Below are 20,715 nucleotides of genomic sequence, written 5' to 3' on the forward strand. Positions count from 1 at the left end.
GCCCGGCCCCGAGCAATGCCCGCCCCAGCGGCGAGCCCCAGTTGATCAGCCCGCGCCCCGCATCCGCCTCATCCTCACCCACCAGCCGCACCACATGCTCCCGGTCCTGGGCATCGACAAACCGCACCCGGCTACCGATCTGCACCTTGCTCCGCGACGTCGCCGCCGCTACCACTTGGGCGCTCTGCAGCCGCGCGTTGAAATAGCGCAGGTCCCGCTCGGTATCGGCCAGGCGCTGCTTGTCGCCACGCTCGCCTTGTACCTGCAGCTCGCTGCGCAGGGCATTCAGCTCGGCCACGCGGTCCTGCAACTGGCGCAGGCCACTGGCGGTCACGTAGTTGGGCTGTTCGCTGACCCGTCGCTCGACAGGCTGGTCGGCCTGGGCGGCGGCCTGGTCTTCGTTGACGAATGCTCGGCTCATGGGTACCTCCTTGTGCAGGAGACCATCATGGCAGGCTACGGGTTTCCGTGGATGTCCGATTACGACTCAGTCGTGGCGATAAGCCTTGGCTGCGCCGCGATCCTTTTCCTGTTCCCAGTCGCGGTCGCGCTTGTCCCAGAAACGCTCGTGGTACTGGCGCTGTTCTTCACTGTTCTGCATCGCCTGGCACTGGCGGAAGCCGTCGTCCCAACCCGCTTCGTACTGGCGCTCATGCAGGTAGCGTTGCACATCCTTGCGAAAGTCACCGACCATCAGCCCGGCCGCCTGGCGGCCGCTGCTGCAGCCATCCGCATAGCCGTCGGCGAACGCCGGGGGATAACCGCGGTTGACCATCTGTTCATGGGTCGTTTCGCAACCCGCCAGCAACAAGGCAATGCACAAGCCCGACCAATACCGCGACATGACCACCTGGACCTTCGGAGAGATACCGGAAAGTCTAGGTGGCGATTTGTCGGGGAGCTGTCAAAACAGTGTCAAAGAGTCGGTTGGTTCACACTCAGTAGTGGTACCACTTCAGTTCCAGCATCACCTCGTTCTGCGCCGTTGCCAGGTGGCTGAACTCGCGCGAGGCGCTCAGGCGCAGCCCCAGGTTCTGGCTGATTTCCCACTGCTGGTTCAGGCTCACGCTGCGGCGCACCTCGCCATTGGTGAAGTAATCTCCCTTGGCTTCGAGCGTCATGTTGCCCAGCCCGTTGCGCCACAGCAGCCCGCTGTTGAACCCCGCCCCTGGCGCGATGAACTGGGCAAAGTCGTTGTGGTGCTCGACCCGCAGCGTGCCCAGGGCAAACCCCAGCAGCCCGTCCGCCAGCTGCCAGGTGCCGCCCGCTCCGCCGTTCACATGGCTCACCAGCACTTCGTCATCATGCTTGCCCGGTACCCGTTCCAGCCCGCCGGCCACCTGCCACGACCACGGCTGGAGCAACGCGTTGCGTGGGGTCAGCGAGCGGATGGTGGCCAGGTCCAGGCGCTGTACCTGCCAGTCGTTGCCTTCGTACTGGCGCACTTTCAGCTGCAGGATCTCGATCTGCGCCCCCAACGGGAAGCCGTAGGCGTTGTCGTTCAGGTCGTGGTAGGCCATGCGCAGGCCGTATTCGGCGTAGGCGCGGTCTTCGCGGGTGCCCACGCCCAGCTGCCAGGTGCGCGAGTCGTGGCCGTCCTCGGGCAGGCCCGGGCGCTCGATCTGTAGCGGCGGTGGCGGGTTGCTGTTGATCGCCCGCAGCAGTTCGAAACTGCGCTTGGCCTGCCCAGGGTCGCGCTCCTGGCCATTGGCGCGGTAACGCTCCAGGCGGTACGCGGCATCCTGCACCAGCGCTTGGCGCTGGCGGGGCAGGGCCTTGAATTCGCGGCTCTGCAGTTGCGCGGTGTCGGCGCTTACAGCCAGCACCTGGCGCTTTTCGTCGTGATCGAGCGGCTCGGCCCGGGCCAGCAGTTCACGTTCGCGGGAGGGACGGTACGTCTCGCTGGCGACCAGGCCGGATTGCTTCACGGCCTTCACCGTGTCGGTAGGGATGGCGGTCAGCGGGAACTGTGAGGTCAGGTCCAGGCTCGGCCGGGCGACCTGCAGCAACTCCAGCAGGCGATACGAGCAGTTTTCGTCGAAGAAGAAGTAGTCGAACTGGATCTGCTTCAGCTCCCACACATGCTCGACCATGCGCCCGGTCTCTGCTGGCGTCAGGTCCAGCTGGTACTCCCACAGGTCGCGGTTCTCCAGGCTGCGGTACTCGGAAAGTTTTTCCTGGTAGGGCATCAGCGCGAACAGCCCCGGATAGCCGCCCATGAGGCCTTTCCAGGCATACAGGATACTGTTGTCGCTGCCTTCGATATAGGCGCCGAAGTTGATCGCGTAGCTCAGCAGCGTGGTGTCGTCGCTACGGGTTTTCGACTGGTCGATGCGCAGCAAGGTATGGCCGAACATCGAGGACGGGCTGTTCAGGTACGCCGCCGGGAAGATCAGCGCGGCGCTGTGCGGGTCGATCGCCTGGTACCAGGTGGTGAACTCCTGACAGGCCGGCTGTGGCAAGCCTTGCAGGTCGAGCTGTTCGCGCAGCCAGCGGGTGCGCGCCGGGAACCGGCACTGGGCGTGCTGGTCGCCGAGGCTGGCCGGGGCATACAGCGCTTCGACCGTGGCTTGCAGCTCCTGGTCGGGATGCTGCGCGCCGTCCTTGGCGAGGAAGAACGCGTCATCGTCCACATAGCTGCGCCAGCCACCGAGCTTGGCGGTTTCGTAATGGCCCAGCGCAATCCAGTAGGGGGTGTTGGCCAGTTGCTGGAGACGGTCTTGGTCCAGCACAGGTGCAGCATGTACAGGGGCGCAGGCACACAGCGCCAGGGAAACGAGGCGTTTGAGCATGTCGGGCAACTACTTCTCAACGATGCCGAAAAAAGGCGAAACCCGCCCCGTAGCCGGGGCGGGGGCAGCTGCGCTTAGGCCTCGGTAGCGTATTTGGCCAGGCGTGGATCGTTCTTCAGAACAGCCAGGGTGTTGCTGTGGACCGTTTCGGCAGTGACGTCGGCACTGCTGAAGATCTGGTTGAAGTGCTGGTGGGTGACGGCTGCGAAGTAGCCGCGGTCTTCCGGGGCCACGCCAAGTACCACGGCATAGGTGGTCAGTGCTTCGCCCTGGCCCATGGCCATGTCTTCGGACAGCTCGTTCATCATGCCGTTCATGGCGAACCAGGACTTGCCGCCGTAGGTCAGCGAAGCCTTGGTCGAGCAACCGTTGGTGCCGGACGTCATGCCGAACGTGGCGTTACCGGAGGTGCCGTTGGTGGTGGAAGCCAGGAAGTGTGCCGGAGTGCCGCGCTGGCCTTCGAACAGCATGTTGCCCCAGCCGCAGTTCGGGCCGCCTGGCGCTTCGGCCATGGCGTTTAGCGAAACCACGGTGAACAGAGTACCCAGAAGAATCCGTTTCATAGCATTTGTTCTCTATTTGACTTAACCAAGGGTCAGGGTTTCTGGCAACTCGGTTGCCAGGTCGGGAAAGCTTTTCACCCACCCGCGCAGCTTGGAGTTTAGGCACGATCTAAAGGTTGCGTTGCTGATTGCGAAAAATTTGCTGTCGGATGACCCGTTGCGGCTGCGAGATAAAGTCCTGTGGAGCCTTGCAAGGCGCGCGCGGGCAGCGCCAGAATGCTGCGTATCTGCCCCGCCGAAGTAAGGAAACCCAATGCCCGATCCTGTCGCTGCGCGCCTGCGTCTCGCGCCTGAAGCCCTGACCCGGCGTTTCTCCCCCGAGCAGTTTGCCTTTACCAACACCGACGATCTGGAGCCGTTTCGCGGAGTCCTGGGCCAGGAACGTGCTGTCGAGGCCCTGCAGTTCGGCGTGGCTATGCCGCGCCCCGGTTACAACGTGTATGTGATGGGCGAGCCCGGCACCGGCCGTTTCTCGTTCGTCAAGCGCTACCTCAAGGCCGAGGGCAAGCGCCAGCAGACCCCGGCCGACTGGGTCTATGTCAACCACTTCGACGACACCCGCGAGCCGCGCGCGCTGGAGTTGCCGTCCGGCAGCGCCGGGGCGTTCATTGCCGACATGAACGGGCTGATCGACAACCTGTTGGCGACCTTCCCGGCGGTGTTCGAACACCCGTCCTACCAGCAGAAGAAAGGCGCCATCGACCGCGCCTTCAACCAGCGTTACGACCGCGCCCTGGATGTGATCGAGCGCGCCTCGCTGGAAAAGGACGTTGCTCTGTACCGCGACGCCAGCAACGTCGCCTTCACCCCGATGGCCGACGGCAAGGCCTTGGATGAGGCCGAATTCGCCCAGTTGCCGGAAGAAGTACGCGAGCAGTTCCACGAAGACATCGCCCTGCTCGAGGAGCGCCTGAACGAAGAACTGGCCAGCCTGCCGCAATGGAAGCGCGAGTCGAACAACCAGCTGCGCCAGCTCAACGAGGAAACCATCACCCTGGCCCTGCAGCCGTTGCTGGCACCGTTGTCGGAAAAATACGCGGAAAACGCGGCGGTCTGTGCCTACCTGCAGTCGGTGCAGTTGAACCTGCTGCGGACCGTGGTCGAGCAACTGGTGGACGACAGCAAGACCGACGCCGTCGCACGCAAGCTGCTCGAAGAGCAATATGCCCCCAGCCTGGTGGTTGGCCATCACGCTGACGGCGGCGCACCCGTGGTGTTCGAGCCACACCCGACCTACGACAACCTTTTCGGCCGTATCGAATACAGCACCGACCAGGGCGCGCTGTATACCTCGTACCGCCAGTTGCGTCCGGGTGCGTTGCACCGCGCCAACGGTGGTTTCCTGATTCTCGAAGCCGAGAAGATGCTCGGCGAGCCCTTCGTATGGGACGCGCTCAAGCGTGCCCTGCAATCGCGCAAGCTGAAGATGGAGTCGCCGCTGGGCGAGCTGGGCCGCGTGGCCACTGTCAGCCTGACGCCGCAGATGATCCCGCTGAACGTCAAGCTGATCATCATCGGTTCGCGCCAGCTGTACTACGCGTTGCAGGACCACGACCCGGACTTCCAGGAAATGTTCCGGGTGCTGGTGGACTTCGACGAAGACATGCCCATGGTTGACGAGAACCTCGAACAGTTCGCCCAGTTGCTGCGCACCCGCACCAATGAAGAGGGCATGGCGCCGCTGACCAGTGATGCCGTGGCGCGCCTGGCCACCTACAGTGCCCGCCTGGCAGAGAACCAGTCGCGCCTTTCGGCGCGTATCGGCGACCTGTTCCAGTTGGTCAGCGAAGCCGATTTCATTCGCCAGCTGGCCAGTGACGAGATGACCGACGCCGGCCATATCGAACGTGCACTCAAGGCCAAGGCCACGCGTACCGGGCGTGTTTCGCAACGGGTGCTGGACGACATGCTGGCCGGCATCATCCTGATCGACACCGAAGGCGCGGCCATCGGCAAGTGCAACGGCCTGACCGTGCTGGAAGTGGGCGATTCGGCGTTCGGCATGCCGGCGCGTATCTCCGCCACCGTGTACCCAGGCGGCAGCGGCATCGTCGACATCGAGCGCGAGGTCAACCTCGGCCAGCCAATCCACTCCAAGGGCGTGATGATCCTCACGGGTTACCTGGGCAGCCGTTATGCCCAGGAATTCCCGCTGGCGATCTCGGCGAGCATTGCCCTGGAACAATCCTACGGCTACGTCGACGGTGACAGCGCCTCGCTGGGCGAGGCCTGCACGCTGATCTCGGCCTTGTCGCGCACGCCGCTCAAGCAATGCTTCGCCATCACCGGTTCGATCAACCAGTTTGGTGAAGTGCAGGCGGTGGGTGGGGTCAACGAGAAGATCGAAGGCTTCTTCCGCCTGTGCGAGGCGCGTGGCCTGACCGGCGAGCAGGGGGTGATCATCCCGCGCGCCAACGTCGCCACGCTGATGCTCGACGAGCGTGTGCTGCAGGCCGTGGAGAACGGCATGTTCCACGTCTACGCGGTGAGCCAGGCCGACGAGGCGTTGAGCCTGCTGGTGGGCGAGGAGGCCGGGGTGCTGGATGACAAGGGCCAGTTCACCGAAGGCAGCGTGAACGCCCGGGTGGTTGAGCGCCTGCGCGAGATTGCCGAGATGATCGGTGAGGAAGAAGTCGAGAAGGCGGAAAAGGAGCGCCTGGAAGAGGTGATCGCCCAGGCCAAGCCGGCCTGAGTCAATAAACCGGCGCTGACGGCCAAGTGCTACCGTTCAGCGCCAGTTTTCCAACTTTGCATGCCGTTCTTCTATGCTGGAACTTAAGGACGGTATCAGCGTTCAGGATGGAAACAGCCTGAGTCCAGGCTGAACAAGGCTCTTTGGAGGGGACGCGGCCATGCGCAACCTCAGCCTCACACGCCAGTGCCTGGGCCTGGTGACCCGTATCGAATGTTGCATCCGACCGCTGGCCGGGGACAACGGTATGTGGACGTTGCTGTTCGCTGCCGGAATGGCCGGTGAACAGCCCTCCGCGATCAAGGCCCAGGGGCCGTTTCATGGGCCGCTGGTGGCCGAGTCGGTATTGAATGCCATAGTCGACAGCCTGACTTTGCATGGCTACCAGGTAGCCGAGGACCCGCAGATCTGGTGTTTGCATCTGCAGGCGCAGCTGCGGCGGATCAATGGCGACCGCTGCCGCAACCTCGGGGATTTCCAGTTTCATCCTGAAACCTGAACGTATTGCCGGGGCTGCAGCGCAGCCCGGTTCACCGGGCTTTTGCTGTAACAGGTGGCTGGCTATACTCGCCGTCGCTTTTTAGTCACCTGATGAGTCCCAATCCTCCATGGAACGTATCCTCGAAAACGCGATGTATGCCTCGCGCTGGCTGCTCGCACCGATCTACTTCGGCCTGTCCCTCGGCCTGCTGGCCCTGGCGCTGAAATTCTTCCAGGAAGTGGTCCACGTCCTGCCCAACGTCTTTGCCCTGAGCGAAGCCGACCTGATCCTGGTGATCCTGTCGTTGATCGACATGTCGCTGGTCGGCGGCCTGCTGGTGATGGTGATGATTTCCGGCTACGAGAACTTCGTCTCGCAGCTGGATATCGACGAGAGCAAGGAAAAGCTCAACTGGCTGGGCAAGATGGATTCCTCGTCGCTGAAGATGAAAGTCGCGGCGTCGATCGTGGCCATTTCGTCAATCCATCTGCTGCGGGTGTTCATGGATGCGCAGAACATCTCCACTGATTACCTGATGTGGTACGTGATCATCCACATGACCTTCGTGGTTTCGGCGTTCTGCATGGGCTACCTGGACAAGCTCACCAAGCATTGAGCCCGCGGTTCGTGCGGGAGCGACACAAGGCCGCTCCTGCAGGAATTGCGCTGCTCGGCGCTGGCAACTGACGAGCGGCGTCAGTCGTGCCTTGTGTATTCTCCGGTTCTGTACAAAAAATGAGCTTTCATGCGTGGTTCCCGTCCCGAGGTGCTCTCATGAACCTGCATCAGCTCAACACCGAGGCCAGGTCTGGCCATGTCGACGAACTGAACCTGATCGCCATCGAAGGCGGTGACTACCTGCTCGAGGCCCGGGTCAAAGGCCACGCCCATCCCCTCTCGGACGCCCATGGCCAGCGCTTGCGCGTGCACTCGGTGGAGGATGCGCGCAAGCTGCTGCAAACCATTCCCATGGTCTCGATGAACCTGGTGCACTGGTCGGTGCAGGACGAAATGTGTGGCATGGGCACGCACCCGGAAGAAGACCTGAAGGTGCCGATTTCCCAGCGCTCGGCCTGGTAGCTGCTCGTAGCGCCCCAGTGTGCTAGGCTGCTCGCCCTTTTCATCAAGGGCGCGGCTTCACTGCGCCCTGCAGTGGAGCATGACAATGTCCGAACTCAACCTGTCCACCGACGAAACCCGCGTCAGCTACGGCATTGGCCGTCAGCTGGGCGGCCAGCTGCGTGACAACCCGCCACCAGGCGTGAGCCTGGAAGCCATCCTGGCCGGCCTGACCGACGCCTTCAACGGTGCCGACAGCCGCGTCAGCGAAGCCGACCTGTCGGCCAGCTTCAAGGTCATCCGCGAAGTGATGCAAGCCGAAGCGGCCGCCAAGGCCGAAGCTGCTGCTGCCGCTGGCAAGGAATTCCTGGCTGAAAACGCCAAGCGCGAAGGCATCACCACGCTGGCCTCGGGCCTGCAGTTCGAAGTGCTGACCGCAGGTGAAGGCGCCAAGCCGACCCGCGAAAGCAACGTTCGCACCCACTACCACGGCACCCTGATCGACGGCACTGTGTTCGACAGCTCCTACGATCGTGGCCAGCCGGCCGAATTCCCGGTGGGTGGCGTGATCGCTGGCTGGACCGAGGCCCTGCAACTGATGAACGCCGGCAGCAAATGGCGCCTGTACGTACCGAGCGAGCTGGCTTACGGCGCCCAGGGCGTTGGCAGCATCCCGCCGCACAGCGTGCTGGTGTTCGACGTCGAGCTGCTTGACGTTCTGTAATGCCCTCGGGGCCGCTTTGCGGCCCATTCGCGGGCAAGCCCGCTCCCACAGGTACAACACAGGGTTCGAATGCTGTGGAGGCCCTGTGGGAGCGGGTTCACCCGGGAAAAGGCCGGCCCTGCCAGCCTCAATTCCAGTCTGTTCCCCCAGGGCGCAATGCCCGCGCATAGCAGAACAGAAACAGGTTGCGCACCAGCTCCTTGAGCACTCCCGGTTCACTCGAATTCAGCCCGCTCATGTCCAGGTCGCCCTGGTCGCGCAGCTCGTCGAGCGCGTCTTGTTCAAGCACCGCGCACACTTCGCCGGTTTCCCGATGAAGGATGCGCAGGTAGGGGTGTGGGCGGTCCAGCCAGGCGTCGATCAGATAAGTCATGGCTATTCTCCTTGGATAGCGGCTCCAATGAGAATAATTCTTATTATCTAAATAGCAAGCGCCAATTGGCGGTTTTTGCGGTATCAGACTTTACGCACGAACTCGGACTTCAGCTTCATGGCGCCGATGCCGTCGATCTTGCAGTCGATGTCGTGGTCGCCATCGCACAGGCGGATGTTCTTGACCTTGGTACCGACCTTGACCACCAGGGACGAACCCTTGACCTTGAGGTCCTTGATCACGGTAACGGTATCGCCGTCCTGCAGGATGTTGCCGACCGAGTCCTTCTTCACCACCTCGTCGCTGGTTGCCTCGGCATCGCCGCTGGCCGACCATTCGTGGGCGCATTCAGGGCAGATCAGCTGACTGCCATCCTCATAGGTGTATTCGGAGTTGCATTTCGGGCAGGGTGGCAGAGTGCTCACTTCGTTTCCTCAAACAGACAGGCGGTAAAAGCCCGACATTGTAAGAGGTATTTTCCCAGAAGGGATTATGTCCGGACAAAAGCTTCGCGGGTAAACCCGCTCCCACAGGGATATCACAGACCTCTGGGCCTATGTTGTACCTGTGGCAGCGGGTTTACCCGCGAATGAAAGCGACTCGGTCTATCAGTGAGTACGTGCGACAGCGAACTCGCTCAGCTCGACCAGCGCATCGCGGTATTCGCTGGCCGGCAGCACTTCCAGGCACTGGATGGCACGCTTGACGTAGTCACGCGCCAGCTCGGCGGTGTAGTTCAGGGCACCCGATGCCTCGACCGCCACGCGAATCTGCTCGAGGTCTTCCAGGCCACCCTTCTGGATCGCCTGGCGCACCAGCGCAGCCTGTTCGGCGGTGCCTTCGCGCATGGTGTAGATCAGCGGCAGGGTAGGCTTGCCTTCGGCCAGGTCGTCGCCGACGTTCTTGCCCAGGGTCTGCGAGTCGCCCTTGTAGTCCAGCAGGTCGTCGACCAGCTGGAAGGCAACGCCCAGGTGGTCGCCGAAGGTGCGCAGGGCTTCGCGCTGCTCGTCGCTGGCATCGGCCAGCGCGGCGGCGCTGTGGGTCGAGGCCTCGAACAGCATCGCGGTCTTGCCGCGGATGACCTCCATGTAGACTTCCTCGGTGGTGCTGGCGTCGCGTACCCGCGACAGTTGCAGCACTTCACCCTCGGCAATTACCCGAGTGGCCTTGGACAGGATCTGCATGACCGGCATCGAGCCGAGCTCGACCATCATCTCGAACGAGCGCGAATAGAGGAAGTCGCCCACCAGCACGCTCGGCGCGTTGCCCCACAGCGCATTGGCGGTGGAGCGGCCACGGCGCATGCCGGACATGTCGACCACGTCGTCGTGCAGCAGGGTGGCGGTGTGCAGGAACTCGATGGTGGCGGCCAGCAGGCGCAGGTCATCGCCTTCGCGGCCCAGGGCCTTGCCGCACAGCAGGACCAGCAGCGGACGCAGGCGCTTGCCACCGGCGGACGTGATATAGTCGCCGATCTTCGATACCAGCGGCACGCGCGAGGTCAGCTGCTTCTTGATGATCTCGTCGACGGCGCTGAAATCATCAGCCACCGCTCGGTAGAAGGCTTGGGGTTGCATCGGCTGCTCCAGTGAGGTTGCGCGGCATGCTAGGTCGCGGGTCCCGGTGTGTCAAGGCACGGTGCCGCCTGCCCGGGGGCGGGACTTGCAAGCAAAACCGCGGTTGCGTACAATCGCGCACCCTAACTTCCTGGGCAGCACCTGCCTTACGCAATTGCGCCGGGCCGTTCCAGCCCTGTGCAGCCATGCCAGCCAATACTCATCATATAAAGCGCTGGGTGAGCAGGATTATCGGAGAAATACCATGTCTTACGCAGTAATCGTTACCGGCGGCAAGCAATACAAAGTCGCTGAAGGTGAATTCCTCAAGATCGAAAAACTGGAAGTCGCCACCGGCGAATCCGTGACCTTCGATCGCGTTCTGCTGGTCGCCAACGGTGAAGAAGTCACCATCGGTGCTCCAGTTGTTGCTGGCGCTAAAGTAGTGGCCGAAGTCGTTTCGCAAGGCCGCCACGACAAGGTTCGCATCATCAAGTTCCGTCGTCGTAAGCACCACATGAAGCGCATGGGCCACCGCCAGTGGTTCACCGAGATCAAAATCACCGGTATCCAGGCTTAATCCCCTAGATCCCCTGAATTTATTTGGAGAATTGAACCATGGCTCACAAGAAGGCTGGTGGTAGTACTCGTAACGGTCGCGACTCAGAATCGAAACGCCTTGGCGTGAAGATGTATGGCGGCCAGGTTATCAAGCCAGGCAACATCATCGTCCGTCAGCGCGGCACCGAATTCCACGCCGGCTACGGTGTTGGTATGGGCAAGGATCACACCCTGTTCGCCAAGATCGAAGGCGTGATCAAGTTCGAGAAGAAAGGCGAGTTCAACCGCCGTTACGTGAGCATCGTCGCAGCTTAATCGCGACGTCGCTCCAGAAGCCCCGTCATGCGACGGGGCTTTTTCGTTTGTGGTGAGCCTCTTGCAAAGCTGTTTGTATGGGCTGCCGGCGTGGGTTTCTACGGTCGTACGGGGCCGCCGCGCTCATTTTTGCAAGAGCCTCAGGTTTATCAGTATTCAGCTCGTCGGAAGGCGAGAGGCGGTTTTGAATGAAGTTTGTTGACGAAGTATCCATTCGGGTCAAGGCCGGTGACGGTGGCAACGGTTGCATGAGCTTCCGTCGCGAGAAGTTCATCGAGAACGGTGGTCCCAACGGCGGTGACGGTGGCGACGGCGGCTCGGTGTACATGGTCGCCGACGAAAACCTCAACACCCTGGTCGACTATCGCTACACCCGTCACCACGAGGCCCAGCGTGGCGCCAACGGTGGCAGCACCGATTGCACCGGCAAGAAGGGTGACGACCTGTTCCTGCGCGTACCGGTCGGCACCACCGTGATCGACGCTTCCACCCAGGAAGTGATCGGTGACCTGGTTACCCCGGGGCAGAAGCTGATGGTCGCCCAGGGCGGCTGGCACGGCCTGGGCAACACCCGTTTCAAGTCCAGCACCAACCGTGCGCCGCGCCAGACCACCCCAGGCAAGCCGGGTGAACAGCGCGACCTGAAGATGGAAATGAAAGTGCTGGCCGACGTCGGCCTGCTGGGCCTGCCAAACGCCGGCAAGAGCACCTTCATTCGCTCGGTTTCGGCGGCCAAGCCGAAAGTGGCCGACTACCCGTTCACCACCCTGGTACCAAACCTGGGCGTGGTCAGCGTCGACCGTTGGAAGAGCTTCGTCATCGCTGACATTCCCGGCCTGATCGAAGGCGCTTCCGAAGGCGCCGGCCTGGGTATCCGCTTCCTCAAGCACCTGGCGCGCACCCGCGTGCTGTTGCACCTGGTGGACATGGCGCCGCTGGACGGCAGCAGCCCGGCCGATGCTGCCGAAGTCATCATCAACGAGCTGACCCAGTTCAGCCCGTCGCTGGCCGAGCGCGAGCGCTGGCTGGTGCTGAACAAGGCCGACATGGTCATGGATGACGAGCGCGACGAGCGCGTCAAGGAAGTGGTCGAGCGCCTGCAGTGGGAAGGCCCGGTCTACGTGATTTCGGCCATCGCCAAGCAGGGCACCGAGAAGCTCAGCCACGACCTGATGCGCTACCTCGAAGACCGCGCCGACCGCCTGGCCAATGACCCGGCCTACGCCGAAGAGCTGGCCGACCTCGACCAGCGCATCGAAGACGAGGCGCGTGCCCAGCTGCAGGCCCTGGACGACGCCCGCACCTTGCGTCGTACTGGCGTCAAGAGCGTGCACGACATCGGCGACGATGACGGTTGGGACGATGATTTCGAGGACGACGAAGACGGCCCGGAAATCATTTACGTGCGCGACTGACCGGTTGCAGTACACTAAACGCCGCTCTCGGGAGCGGCGTTTTTGTATCCACGGTATCTACAGATTCGACATAGGTTGGAAGAAGATGCGAAGCAAGGTGACGGGCGCCAGGCGCTGGGTCGTGAAGATTGGCAGTGCTCTGCTGACCGCCGATGGCAAGGGCCTCGACCGCGGTGCCATGGCCGTTTGGGTCAAGCAGATGGTCGCGCTGCGTGAGGCAGGCGTGGAGTTGGTTCTGGTCTCCTCCGGGGCCGTGGCTGCCGGCATGAGCCAGCTGGGCTGGACTTCGCGACCGAGTGCGATGAACGAGCTGCAGGCGGCCGCCTCGATTGGCCAGATGCGCCTGGTGCAGGCCTGGGAGTCGAGCTTCGGCGAGCACGGCAAGCACACTGCGCAGATTCTGCTGACCCATGACGACCTGTCCGACCGCAAGCGCTACCTGAACGCCCGCAGCACCCTGCGCACACTGGTCGACCTGGGCGTGGTGCCGGTAATCAACGAAAACGACACCGTGGTCACCGACGAGATCCGCTTCGGCGACAACGATACCCTGGCGGCGCTGGTGGCCAACCTGGTCGAAGCCGACCTGCTGGTGATCCTCACCGACCGCGATGGCATGTTCGACGCCGACCCGCGCAACAACCCCGAAGCCCAGTTGATCTACGAAGCCCGCGCCGACGACCCGGCGCTGGATGCGGTGGCCGGCGGCACCGGTGGTGCCCTGGGCCGCGGCGGCATGCAGACCAAGCTGCGCGCCGCACGCCTGGCGGCCCGTTCCGGTGCTCACACCATCATCATCGGTGGCCGCATCGAGCGCGTGCTGGACCGGCTCAAGGCCGGCGAGCGCCTGGGTACCCTGCTGTCGCCAGAGCGCGGCATGCTCGCGGCGCGCAAGCAGTGGCTGGCTGGCCACTTGCAGACCCGTGGCACCCTGGTGCTGGACGCCGGTGCGGTGCAGGCCCTGCGCCAGGCCAACAAGAGCCTGTTGCCGGTCGGCGTGAAGACCGTGCAAGGCAGCTTCCGCCGCGGCGAGATGGTGGTCTGTGTTGGTCCGGACGGCCATGAAGTGGCGCGCGGCCTGGCCAACTACAGTGCCCTGGAGGCGCAGAAGATCATCGGCCAGCCATCGGATGCCATCGAAGGTATCCTCGGCTACATCGCAGAGCCCGAGCTGGTGCACCGCGACAACCTGGTTCTGGTCTGAGGACGCGTACGTGCTGAAAAGGATGATTGCCGTGGCGGCACTGGCCTTGCCGATGCTGGCCGGGGCCGAGGAAATCGGCCAGGTGTCCACCGTGTTCAAGTTCCTCGGGCCGAACGATCGGATTGTCGTCGAGGCGTTCGACGACCCCAAGGTCGAGGGCGTGACCTGCTACCTGTCGCGGGCCAAGACCGGCGGCGTGAAGGGCGGGCTGGGGCTGGCGGAAGACCGGGCCGAGGCATCGATTGCCTGCCGCCAGGTGGGGCCGATCAACTTCAAGGGTGAGCTGAAGGACGGCGAGGAGGTGTTCAAGGAACGCACCTCGTTGGTGTTCAAGACCATGCAGGTGGTGCGCTTCCTCGACAAGAAGCGCAATACCCTGGTGTACCTGGTGTACAGCGACCGCATGATCGAAGGCAGCCCGCAGAATGCGGTGACGGCGATACCGATCCTGCCTTGGGCTCACTGACAGTCTGCCAGATCGCCGGGAGGCCTTTGGCCTCCATTCGCGGGTAAACCCGCTCCCTCAGGTACTGTACTGCCCTTGAGGCTTGCACAACACCTGTGGGAGCGGTTTTCCCGCGAATGGGCCGCAAAGCGGCCCCATGCTCTCTGTCAGGCCAACTCCTCGGCCTGATCCTCACGCACGACCGCCTTCACCTCATCCCGACGGCTGATGTATTTCCAGTCCGCCTCGTCGATGTAGATGCCGTTCGGCCCGCTGCCACCTTCCAGGTCGATTGCCACGCGCGCCGACACCTGCGGCTTCACGCTCGCCAGAATCGGCACGAAGCCCAGCTGCAGGCTGGTCTCCAGCAGCGCGGCCTGGTTGCGTTCGTCGATGTCCGCCGCTTCGTCCAGGTAGTACGGCAGGCGGATGCGCCCGGCCAGGTCACGGTCCATCAGGTGCAGCAACAGGTACATGTTGGTCAGCGCCTTGATGGTCATGGTGGTGCCGTTGGATGCCGCGCCGTCGATGTCGGCGTGGATCACCGGCTGGCCGTTGACCTTGGTGATCTCGAACGCCAGTTCGAACAGGTCCTTGAGGCCCAGCTGGTTGTGGTTGGCTGCCACCAGGCGTGCCAGGTACTCCTTGGCCTCTTCGTTCTTGTTGTCCTGCTCGGCGCTCTGGGTCAGGTCGAACACCGAAAGGGTCTCGCCCTCTTCGTACTGGCCGGCGCTGTGGATGATCTGGTCGATGTGCTTGAGCGCCTCCTTGTTCGGTGCCAGCACCACCCGGAAGCTCTCCAGGTTGGACACCTGGCGCCGGTTGATCTCGCGGTTGAACAGGGCCAGCTGATGCTCGAGGCTGTCGTAGTCGCTGCGGATGTTGCGCAAGGTCCGGGCAATGTCGGTGACCGCGGCGCGGCGGGCCTTGGCCAGGGTCAGGGCCTCGTCGGTGCGGTGCGCATAGGCGTTCACCAGCAACTGCAGGCGGCGCTCCATGTCGTCTTCGCTGTCGAACTTGGCCACGCCCTTCAGGCGCACCTGGGCGTACAGCGCCTCGATCTGGTTGTCCACCCGCTGCAGGCTCTGCCAACTGTCCTGGTAGTCGTTGAGCAGCGGCAGCAGGTTGTCCATCGAGTCGTCGATGGCCTCCATGTACGGCGTGCCGAAGGGCAGGTCGGCCGGCAGCAGCTGGCGACGGCGCAGGGCGTCCTCCAGGGTGCGCTGCTTGGCCTCGAGGTCGCCGATCTGGCGGCCGACCAGCTGCAGCTTGGCCGACAGCTGCTGGACGCGCTCGGTGAAGGCATCGCTGGAGCGCTTGAGTTCGTCCTGGGCGGCTTCCAGCTGCGCCAGCTGTTCCAGTTTCTCGGGCTCTTCGGCGGCCAGGGTTTCGCTGCGGCGGAAGTCTTCCAGCGCTTTCTGCGCGTCCAGCACCTGCTGGTACAGGGCTTCAGTCTGCGCCTTGGACGCAGAGCGGTCGGCGGCGACGGCCTGCTGGGTCTTGAGCTGCTTGAGCTCTTTTTCCAGGCGCTCCTTCTGGTCGCGCAGGGCAGCGCGGTCGGCCAGGGCCTGCAGCGCCGGCGGGTCGATGTGCGACAGGTCGATGGACAGGCCGGGCGCCTCGAAACGCTCGCCCTTGAAGCCGTCGAGCACCGCTTCCAGCGATTTTACCCACAGCTCGCTGTCGTCCAGTTCGATACCGCGGTCACCCAGCGGCAGGCTGAACAGGGCCCCGTTGAACAGGCGCATCAGGCGGTCGACGTCCTGCTGCGAAAACTCTTCGCGCAGGCGCGCGTAGCTGTTGTTGTCGGCGTGGTCGAGCTGCTGGCGCACCTGCTTCAGGCGTTTCTCCAGGTCGCGCACGCGTTCGTCCAGGTCCTCGGCGCTGAACTGCCGCGATTGGGCCAGGGCGCCGGCCAGTTCGTCGTGGGCGTCCTTGGCCGCCAGCAACTGCTGCTCGAGGACTTTGACGTCATCGACCAGGGCAAAGCGGTGCTTGAGCACCGACAGCTCGCCCAGCCAGCGCTGGATGCCGGTGATTTCCCGCTCCAGGCGCATCAGTTCCTGGGTGCCGCCACGCTGGTCGTTCTGCAGGCGGTCCTGCTCGCCACGGTAGTGCTCAGCCTGGATCACCAGCTCTTCCTTGCGCGCCATGGCGTATTCCTGCCAGGTCGCCAGCAGGGTATCGAGCACTGGTGAAATGCGGTGCAGCTTGCCGCGCAGGATGTCGCGCTGCGCCACACCACCGGCCAGGGCCTCGACCAGTGGGCCGGCGGCGACCAGGGCGTTGTAGTCCTGTTCCATGCGGCGTACGTCGCGGAAGGCCTCTTCGCAAGCGGCGATGTAGTCGACACTGCCGGAGCGCAGGCTGTGCTCGAAGGCGTCGAGGAACAGCTGCTTGAGCTTGGCGGCGGTGATCTCGCGCATGTGCAGCAGGTTGATGAACAGCGCACGGAAGGTTTTCAGGCTTTGCTCGCTGGTCGAGCGCAGCGGGATCATGGTCAGGTCCAGCGGCACCGAGGTGTGGCCGCCGACCAGCAGCCGGCGCAGCTCGTCCGGCTTCACTTCATAGGCCTTGATGCCCAGGCGCTCGAGGTTGGTGAACAGCTCTTTCTGGCGCAGGCAGGTGTCGTTCTTCTGGTAGTGGGCCAGGTCCAGCTCGCCCTTGTAGGCGAAGAACTGGTGGCCGAAACCGCCGCCCGGGCCACGCCCGACCACGCCTATCACGTGCGGGCCGTGGGGCAGGCTCAGCTCGCAGAGGATGTACGAGGTGTCGCTGGCGAAGTAGAAGCGGCGCGACTGCTCCAGGCTGTACTTGCCGAAGCTCATGTCCGACATGCGTGCCAGGATCGGGAACTGCAGGGCGTTGATCGACGCCGATTTCCCCAGGTTGTTGGCACCGTAGACCGACAGCGGCTGTTCCAGCGGGAACAGGCCAAGGCTGTAGCCGGCAGTGTTGAGCAGTGCGAAGCGGCGGATACCGTAGCGTTCCTGGCTCATGCGTCAATCTCCTGTTGCTCTTCGCGGATCGCCCGGGCCAGGGCTTCCTCTTCGCTTTCCTCGCCCTCGAAGGGGCTGAGGTCGAGCGGGTCGTCGGTGCGGTTGAGTTCTTCGGGGCTTTCTTCCTCGACCAGCACCGGGGTCGGCAGCGGCAGGTCGCTGTGCAGGGTGGCCGCCAGGTCGCGGTCCTGCTGCACGGCCAGGCACACGTCGAGGAACCGGTGCATCGGCGGCAGGAAGCGGTAGATACCGCCCTCCTCGAAGGCGAAACCAAGCTGGGTCATGCGCCGCAGGATTTTTTCTTCCAGCTCGTCCACGGTCTGCACTTCGGCCTGCAGGAACAGGTCGCGGTACTTGTCCAGCAGCGACGGCAGTTCGTCGCGGCCGATGCTGCCGCCATCGAGCACGGCCATCGGGTCGCGGCCCTGGTCGGCCAGGTGCTCGACCAGGATGAAGGTGAACAGCGACAGGCGCTGCGCGGTCTTGTTGACCTGCGCGGCGCTCATGTCCGGCACGAAGTAGTAGAAGCCACGGGTATCGCATACCAGTTCGAAGCCCAGGGCCTTGAACAAGGTGCGGTACTGGTCCTGGAAGTTGGACAGCTGGGCGTACAGCTCGGGGTCGCGGCGGCTGACGTGGAAGCCTTTGAACAGCTCGCGGAAGATCGGCGCGAGCTGGGACAGTTCGGAAAGATCAAGATGCATGGGCTGGGCTCGCGTTGGTTTCGGTAGGCGCAGTGGCGTCTTCGCGGCTGGAGGTCAGGGCGAACGAGCGCAGGCTGACCAGGTGTTCCTGGGTGGTGTACTCGCGGCGGTCGAGGCGCTCGCGCTTGAAGCGCTTTTCCCGCGACAGGCGCGAGAACCAGTACAGCAGCTCGTCGGTGGCGCTTTCCGGCTCCTGCTCCAGCAGCCAGACCATCAGGTCGGGCAGCGGCAGGGCCTGTTCGCAGCGTTCGGCCATTTCCTTGACCGTGCGCGGTGCACGGGGCAGGGCACCGGACTGGGTCTTGTGGGCCTTGGGGAAGCGCGCCGGCTTGGGCTCGAAGCGCGCCAGGGCGTAGACGTAGGCTTCAACCTGGCTGGCACTGCCGAGGAAGGTGCTTTGCGGGCGGGTGAACAGCGGCATGGCGGCCTGCGGCACGGCGTCGATGCCCTTGCGCCGGATCACCGACAGGGCCAGCGCCGCGCCGCGGGTCACGGCGTTGTGGCGGCGGGCTTCTTCACGCAGCGGCAGCAGCAGTTCGCGGGCATGGCGCAGGGTCAGCTGGGCGCTGGTCTGCATTTCCAGGATGCGCGCGTGGGTGCGCAGCAGCATGTCGTCGTCGACCAGGTGGCCCAGGCGCGCCTGTTCGCCGAGCAGTTTCAACAGCACCGTCTCGACCTTGCGCACGCCCTGCTCGAAGGCGCCGTCGGCGTTGACCAGCTGGATCATCGGCTCGACGTATTCGTCCCAGGTGGCGAGGACTTCGGCATAACGCTGGCGCAGCGGGATCTGGCGGTTACTGGTCTTGGCCCGTTCGGCCACGGCGACCAGTGCCTGCTCGTCATTGTCGAGTTTTTTCAGCACATCGCGCACGCGCATGTCGAGCAGGCGCAGTTGGCGCGCCAGGTCGTCGCTGTCGCGGTTGTCGAAGGCATCCTGGATATGCCCGGCCAGGCGCTCCAGGTGGCGCAGGTAGGCTTCGATCTCCAGGCACAGGCCCAGCCGGTGTTCGCGGCGCAGGTAGGCGAGGAAGTCGTGGATCTGCGCATTGAGCTCGAAACGGTTCGGGCTCTTCGCCACCGGGACCAGGATGTCCAGGCGGATCCACACGTCGAGCAGCTGGGTGATGTCCTGCGGGGTGCTCTCGACCTGCTGGCGGGCGACATGCTGGCGCAGTTCGACCAGGCTCAGGGTGCCCTGGTCGAAACGCTCGCACAGCGGCTCGATCAGGGCCCAGTGTTCGGCTAGGGCGCGCAGGACGCGCTTGGGTTCGATCATTGGCTTCGACTCGTTGCCAAGAAAAAGGGGGCGATTGTACTGCATCCGGAGGGGAGGTTTTCACCCCTTGGTCTGTAATGCGAGATAACCTTTGCTTCCATAAGGGATTCACTGACCTCTTCGCGGGCGCGCCCGCGAATGCGCCGGCACAGGCATCAAAAATCCGCCGACCAGTTGCGGCACTCGAATGCCAACAGCGTTAGAATGCGCCATTGTCTTCACCCCTCGGGACCCCGCACCTTGCTCACCGAACCCCGTCGCCGCGCCTACCTTTCCGCCATGCAAGTGGTGCACTGGCTGCCGCGCGCCGAACTGCCGTTCGCCGCACCGTCACGGCCCGAGCTGCTGCTGCCGGTGGCACCGGTCGAAGACCTGGATTTCGAAGCCAGGCCCGCCCCCGCCGCCAACGAAGTGCCCGCCGCCCCGCAGGCGCGCGCCGGCGAGCGCCCGAAGATCGAGATACCGCGCCCGGCCAGTGTGCCCAAGCCGGCCGCCAAAGCCGCCGAGGCCGAGGAGCCGGTCGCAGCTGCGCGCCCGGCACCCGTACCGCCCCCGCGCTTCTCGCTGCAGCTGCTGCGTGCCGGCAGCTGTTTGCTGCTGGTGGAATTGGCCACCGGCCAGCCGTTCCAGAGCCGCGATCCGTCCTACCTGCTGCTCAAGGACATGCTGCGTGCCGCCGGCCTGCCGGATGCCCCGCAGATCATCGGCGAACCGGTGCGCTGGCCGCTGCTGGTGCGCGGCAACCTGGACCAGGGCCCGGAAGCCGCGGGCGATTTTGTCCGCGGCTTTGTCCAGGCACGCCTGGAAGACGCCCCGTGCGCCTGCCTGTGGCTGGTCGGCCTGCCGGCGCTGCGCTTTGCCGCCAATGCCGACAGCGACGCCTACTACCAAACCCTGACGCTCGACGGCCTGGGCGACGCCTGGGCCTTGCCGGGCCTTGAACTGTTGATGGACGAGCCGCAGCGCAAGGCGGACGTCTGGAAAGCCATGCGCCAGCTGATGGCGCGCTGGAAGAGCGTTGAATGAGTGACTCGATCAGCTTCCGCCGGATGACCGAGGCGGATCTGGATGCCGTACTTAAAATCGAATATGCCGCGTTCAGTCATCCCTGGACCCGTGGGATCTTTCAGGATGCGCTCAAATCCTATGAAGTCTGGCTGGTGTTCGACGGCCAGCAGCAGGTAGGGCATGGCGTGATCAACGTGATCATCGATGAGGCGCACCTGCTCAACATCACGGTCAAGCCGGAAAACCAGGGCCGCGGCCTGGGCCTGCGGCTACTTGAGCACCTGATGGCCCGGGCTTACCAGCTCAATGGCCGTGAGTGCTTCCTGGAGGTGCGTGCCAGCAACCAGTCGGCCTATCGCCTGTACGAGCGCTATGGCTTCAATGAGATCGGCCGCCGTCGCGACTATTACCCTATCGCTGGCGGCCGTGAGGATGCGCTGGTGATGGCCTGTACCCTGCTCGAAGACTGAGCGGGCCTGCAGCGCCTCATCGCGGGCATGCCCGCTCCCAGAGTTGGAGGGCCAGGCCTGTGGCCTGAGGTTCACCGT

The 20,715-nt window shown here is 63.9% G+C and carries 22 protein-coding genes; 12 read left to right on the plus strand and 10 right to left on the minus strand.

Annotated features, from left to right (window positions below; genetic code table 11):
- The 4 genes from QSV36_RS19305 to QSV36_RS19320 form a co-directional block, all read right to left on the minus strand.
- The coding region (locus QSV36_RS19305; protein WP_289133769.1) for a GreA/GreB family elongation factor at positions 1 to 421 on the minus strand (421 nt) is incomplete at its 3' end.
- Between the two features lie 66 nt (positions 422 to 487).
- On the minus strand, positions 488 to 844 hold the full coding sequence (locus QSV36_RS19310; protein WP_289133770.1) for a hypothetical protein: 357 nt from the start codon (positions 842 to 844) through the stop codon (positions 488 to 490).
- Positions 845 to 938: 94 nt separating this feature from the next.
- The gene (locus QSV36_RS19315) at positions 939 to 2,792 is read right to left on the minus strand and encodes an Lnb N-terminal periplasmic domain-containing protein (RefSeq protein WP_289133771.1); all 1,854 of its coding nucleotides are present in this window, start codon (positions 2,790 to 2,792) and stop codon (positions 939 to 941) included.
- A gap of 74 nt (positions 2,793 to 2,866) precedes the next feature.
- Positions 2,867 to 3,355 carry a DUF3015 domain-containing protein gene (locus QSV36_RS19320; RefSeq protein WP_170028199.1) on the minus strand — a complete coding sequence of 163 codons (489 nt, stop codon included), beginning with the start codon at positions 3,353 to 3,355 and terminating at the stop codon, positions 2,867 to 2,869.
- A 253-nt stretch (positions 3,356 to 3,608) separates the two neighbouring features.
- Here QSV36_RS19320 and QSV36_RS19325 point away from each other — a divergent pair, with 253 nt between their 5' ends.
- The 5 genes from QSV36_RS19325 to bamJ all read left to right on the plus strand — a co-directional run bounded on the left by QSV36_RS19325 (position 3,609) and on the right by bamJ (position 8,311).
- The gene (locus tag QSV36_RS19325) at positions 3,609 to 6,047 is read left to right on the plus strand and encodes a Lon protease family protein (RefSeq protein WP_289133772.1); all 2,439 of its coding nucleotides are present in this window, start codon (positions 3,609 to 3,611) and stop codon (positions 6,045 to 6,047) included.
- Positions 6,048 to 6,207: 160 nt separating this feature from the next.
- Entirely contained in the window at positions 6,208 to 6,546 is a 339-nt protein-coding gene (locus QSV36_RS19330; protein ID WP_170028201.1) for a PA4575 family protein, read from the plus strand.
- Positions 6,547 to 6,655: 109 nt separating this feature from the next.
- The gene (locus QSV36_RS19335) at positions 6,656 to 7,144 is read left to right on the plus strand and encodes a TIGR00645 family protein (RefSeq protein ID WP_003247486.1); all 489 of its coding nucleotides are present in this window, start codon (positions 6,656 to 6,658) and stop codon (positions 7,142 to 7,144) included.
- 158 nt (positions 7,145 to 7,302) lie between these two features.
- A complete protein-coding gene (locus tag QSV36_RS19340) occupies positions 7,303 to 7,608 on the plus strand; it encodes a DUF6482 family protein (protein ID WP_289133773.1) in 306 nt (101 codons plus the stop codon).
- Positions 7,609 to 7,693: 85 nt separating this feature from the next.
- A complete protein-coding gene (gene bamJ, locus QSV36_RS19345; protein WP_170028204.1) occupies positions 7,694 to 8,311 on the plus strand; it encodes a BamJ family beta-barrel-assembly machinery protein in 618 nt (205 codons plus the stop codon).
- A gap of 127 nt (positions 8,312 to 8,438) precedes the next feature.
- On the opposite strand, the gene QSV36_RS19350 is transcribed toward bamJ, so the two are convergent.
- The 3 genes from QSV36_RS19350 to QSV36_RS19360 all read right to left on the minus strand — a co-directional run bounded on the left by QSV36_RS19350 (position 8,439) and on the right by QSV36_RS19360 (position 10,261).
- On the minus strand, positions 8,439 to 8,684 hold the full coding sequence (locus QSV36_RS19350; protein WP_289133774.1) for a PA4570 family protein: 246 nt from the start codon (positions 8,682 to 8,684) through the stop codon (positions 8,439 to 8,441).
- An 83-nt stretch (positions 8,685 to 8,767) separates the two neighbouring features.
- Positions 8,768 to 9,109, minus strand: a complete 342-nt coding sequence (locus QSV36_RS19355; protein ID WP_289133775.1) for a zinc ribbon domain-containing protein YjdM — start codon at positions 9,107 to 9,109, stop codon at positions 8,768 to 8,770.
- Positions 9,110 to 9,292: 183 nt separating this feature from the next.
- The gene (locus QSV36_RS19360; protein ID WP_289133776.1) at positions 9,293 to 10,261 is read right to left on the minus strand and encodes a polyprenyl synthetase family protein; all 969 of its coding nucleotides are present in this window, start codon (positions 10,259 to 10,261) and stop codon (positions 9,293 to 9,295) included.
- A 244-nt stretch (positions 10,262 to 10,505) separates the two neighbouring features.
- Between QSV36_RS19360 and rplU the strand changes: the two genes are divergently transcribed.
- From rplU to QSV36_RS19385, 5 genes are all read left to right on the plus strand, one after another.
- Complete coding sequence (rplU, locus tag QSV36_RS19365; RefSeq protein ID WP_003247466.1) at positions 10,506 to 10,820, plus strand: 50S ribosomal protein L21; 315 nt, start codon at positions 10,506 to 10,508, stop codon at positions 10,818 to 10,820.
- Between the two features lie 38 nt (positions 10,821 to 10,858).
- A complete protein-coding gene (gene rpmA / locus QSV36_RS19370) occupies positions 10,859 to 11,116 on the plus strand; it encodes a 50S ribosomal protein L27 (RefSeq protein WP_070092741.1) in 258 nt (85 codons plus the stop codon).
- Between the two features lie 188 nt (positions 11,117 to 11,304).
- On the plus strand, positions 11,305 to 12,531 hold the full coding sequence (gene cgtA, locus QSV36_RS19375; RefSeq protein ID WP_289133777.1) for an Obg family GTPase CgtA: 1,227 nt from the start codon (positions 11,305 to 11,307) through the stop codon (positions 12,529 to 12,531).
- Positions 12,532 to 12,616: 85 nt separating this feature from the next.
- Entirely contained in the window at positions 12,617 to 13,735 is a 1,119-nt protein-coding gene (proB, locus tag QSV36_RS19380; protein ID WP_225780356.1) for a glutamate 5-kinase, read from the plus strand.
- A gap of 22 nt (positions 13,736 to 13,757) precedes the next feature.
- Positions 13,758 to 14,201, plus strand: coding sequence for a CreA family protein (locus QSV36_RS19385; protein WP_085617292.1), 444 nt, complete (start codon positions 13,758 to 13,760; stop codon positions 14,199 to 14,201).
- 146 nt (positions 14,202 to 14,347) lie between these two features.
- Here QSV36_RS19385 and mksF read toward each other — a convergent pair whose 3' ends face one another.
- The 3 genes from mksF to mksB are packed head-to-tail and all read right to left on the minus strand — an operon-like array spanning position 14,348 to position 19,159.
- Positions 14,348 to 17,179 (minus strand): Mks condensin complex protein MksF, encoded by a 2,832-nt coding sequence (gene mksF / locus QSV36_RS19390; protein WP_186689225.1) that lies wholly within the window; start codon positions 17,177 to 17,179, stop codon positions 14,348 to 14,350.
- Positions 17,176 to 17,883 (minus strand): Mks condensin complex protein MksE, encoded by a 708-nt coding sequence (gene mksE, locus QSV36_RS19395; RefSeq protein WP_225780358.1) that lies wholly within the window; start codon positions 17,881 to 17,883, stop codon positions 17,176 to 17,178. The genes mksF and mksE overlap by 4 nt, the downstream gene beginning before the upstream one ends.
- Positions 17,873 to 19,159: an Mks condensin complex protein MksB gene (gene mksB, locus QSV36_RS19400; protein WP_289133778.1), complete on the minus strand. Its 1,287-nt coding sequence runs from the start codon at positions 19,157 to 19,159 to the stop codon at positions 17,873 to 17,875. The genes mksE and mksB overlap by 11 nt, the downstream gene beginning before the upstream one ends.
- Before the next feature lie 240 nt (positions 19,160 to 19,399).
- On the opposite strand from mksB, the gene QSV36_RS19405 reads away from it, so the two are divergent.
- Both QSV36_RS19405 and rimI read left to right on the plus strand, forming a co-directional pair.
- The gene (locus QSV36_RS19405; RefSeq protein WP_289133779.1) at positions 19,400 to 20,185 is read left to right on the plus strand and encodes an energy transducer TonB; all 786 of its coding nucleotides are present in this window, start codon (positions 19,400 to 19,402) and stop codon (positions 20,183 to 20,185) included.
- Entirely contained in the window at positions 20,182 to 20,637 is a 456-nt protein-coding gene (rimI, locus tag QSV36_RS19410; protein ID WP_289133780.1) for a ribosomal protein S18-alanine N-acetyltransferase, read from the plus strand. Before QSV36_RS19405 ends, rimI begins: the two co-directional genes overlap by 4 nt.
- Positions 20,638 to 20,715 lie beyond the last annotated feature (78 nt).

It is taken from the genome of Pseudomonas sp. BCRC 81390 (assembly GCF_030341915.1).
Classification (GTDB): Bacteria; Pseudomonadota; Gammaproteobacteria; order Pseudomonadales; family Pseudomonadaceae; genus Aquipseudomonas.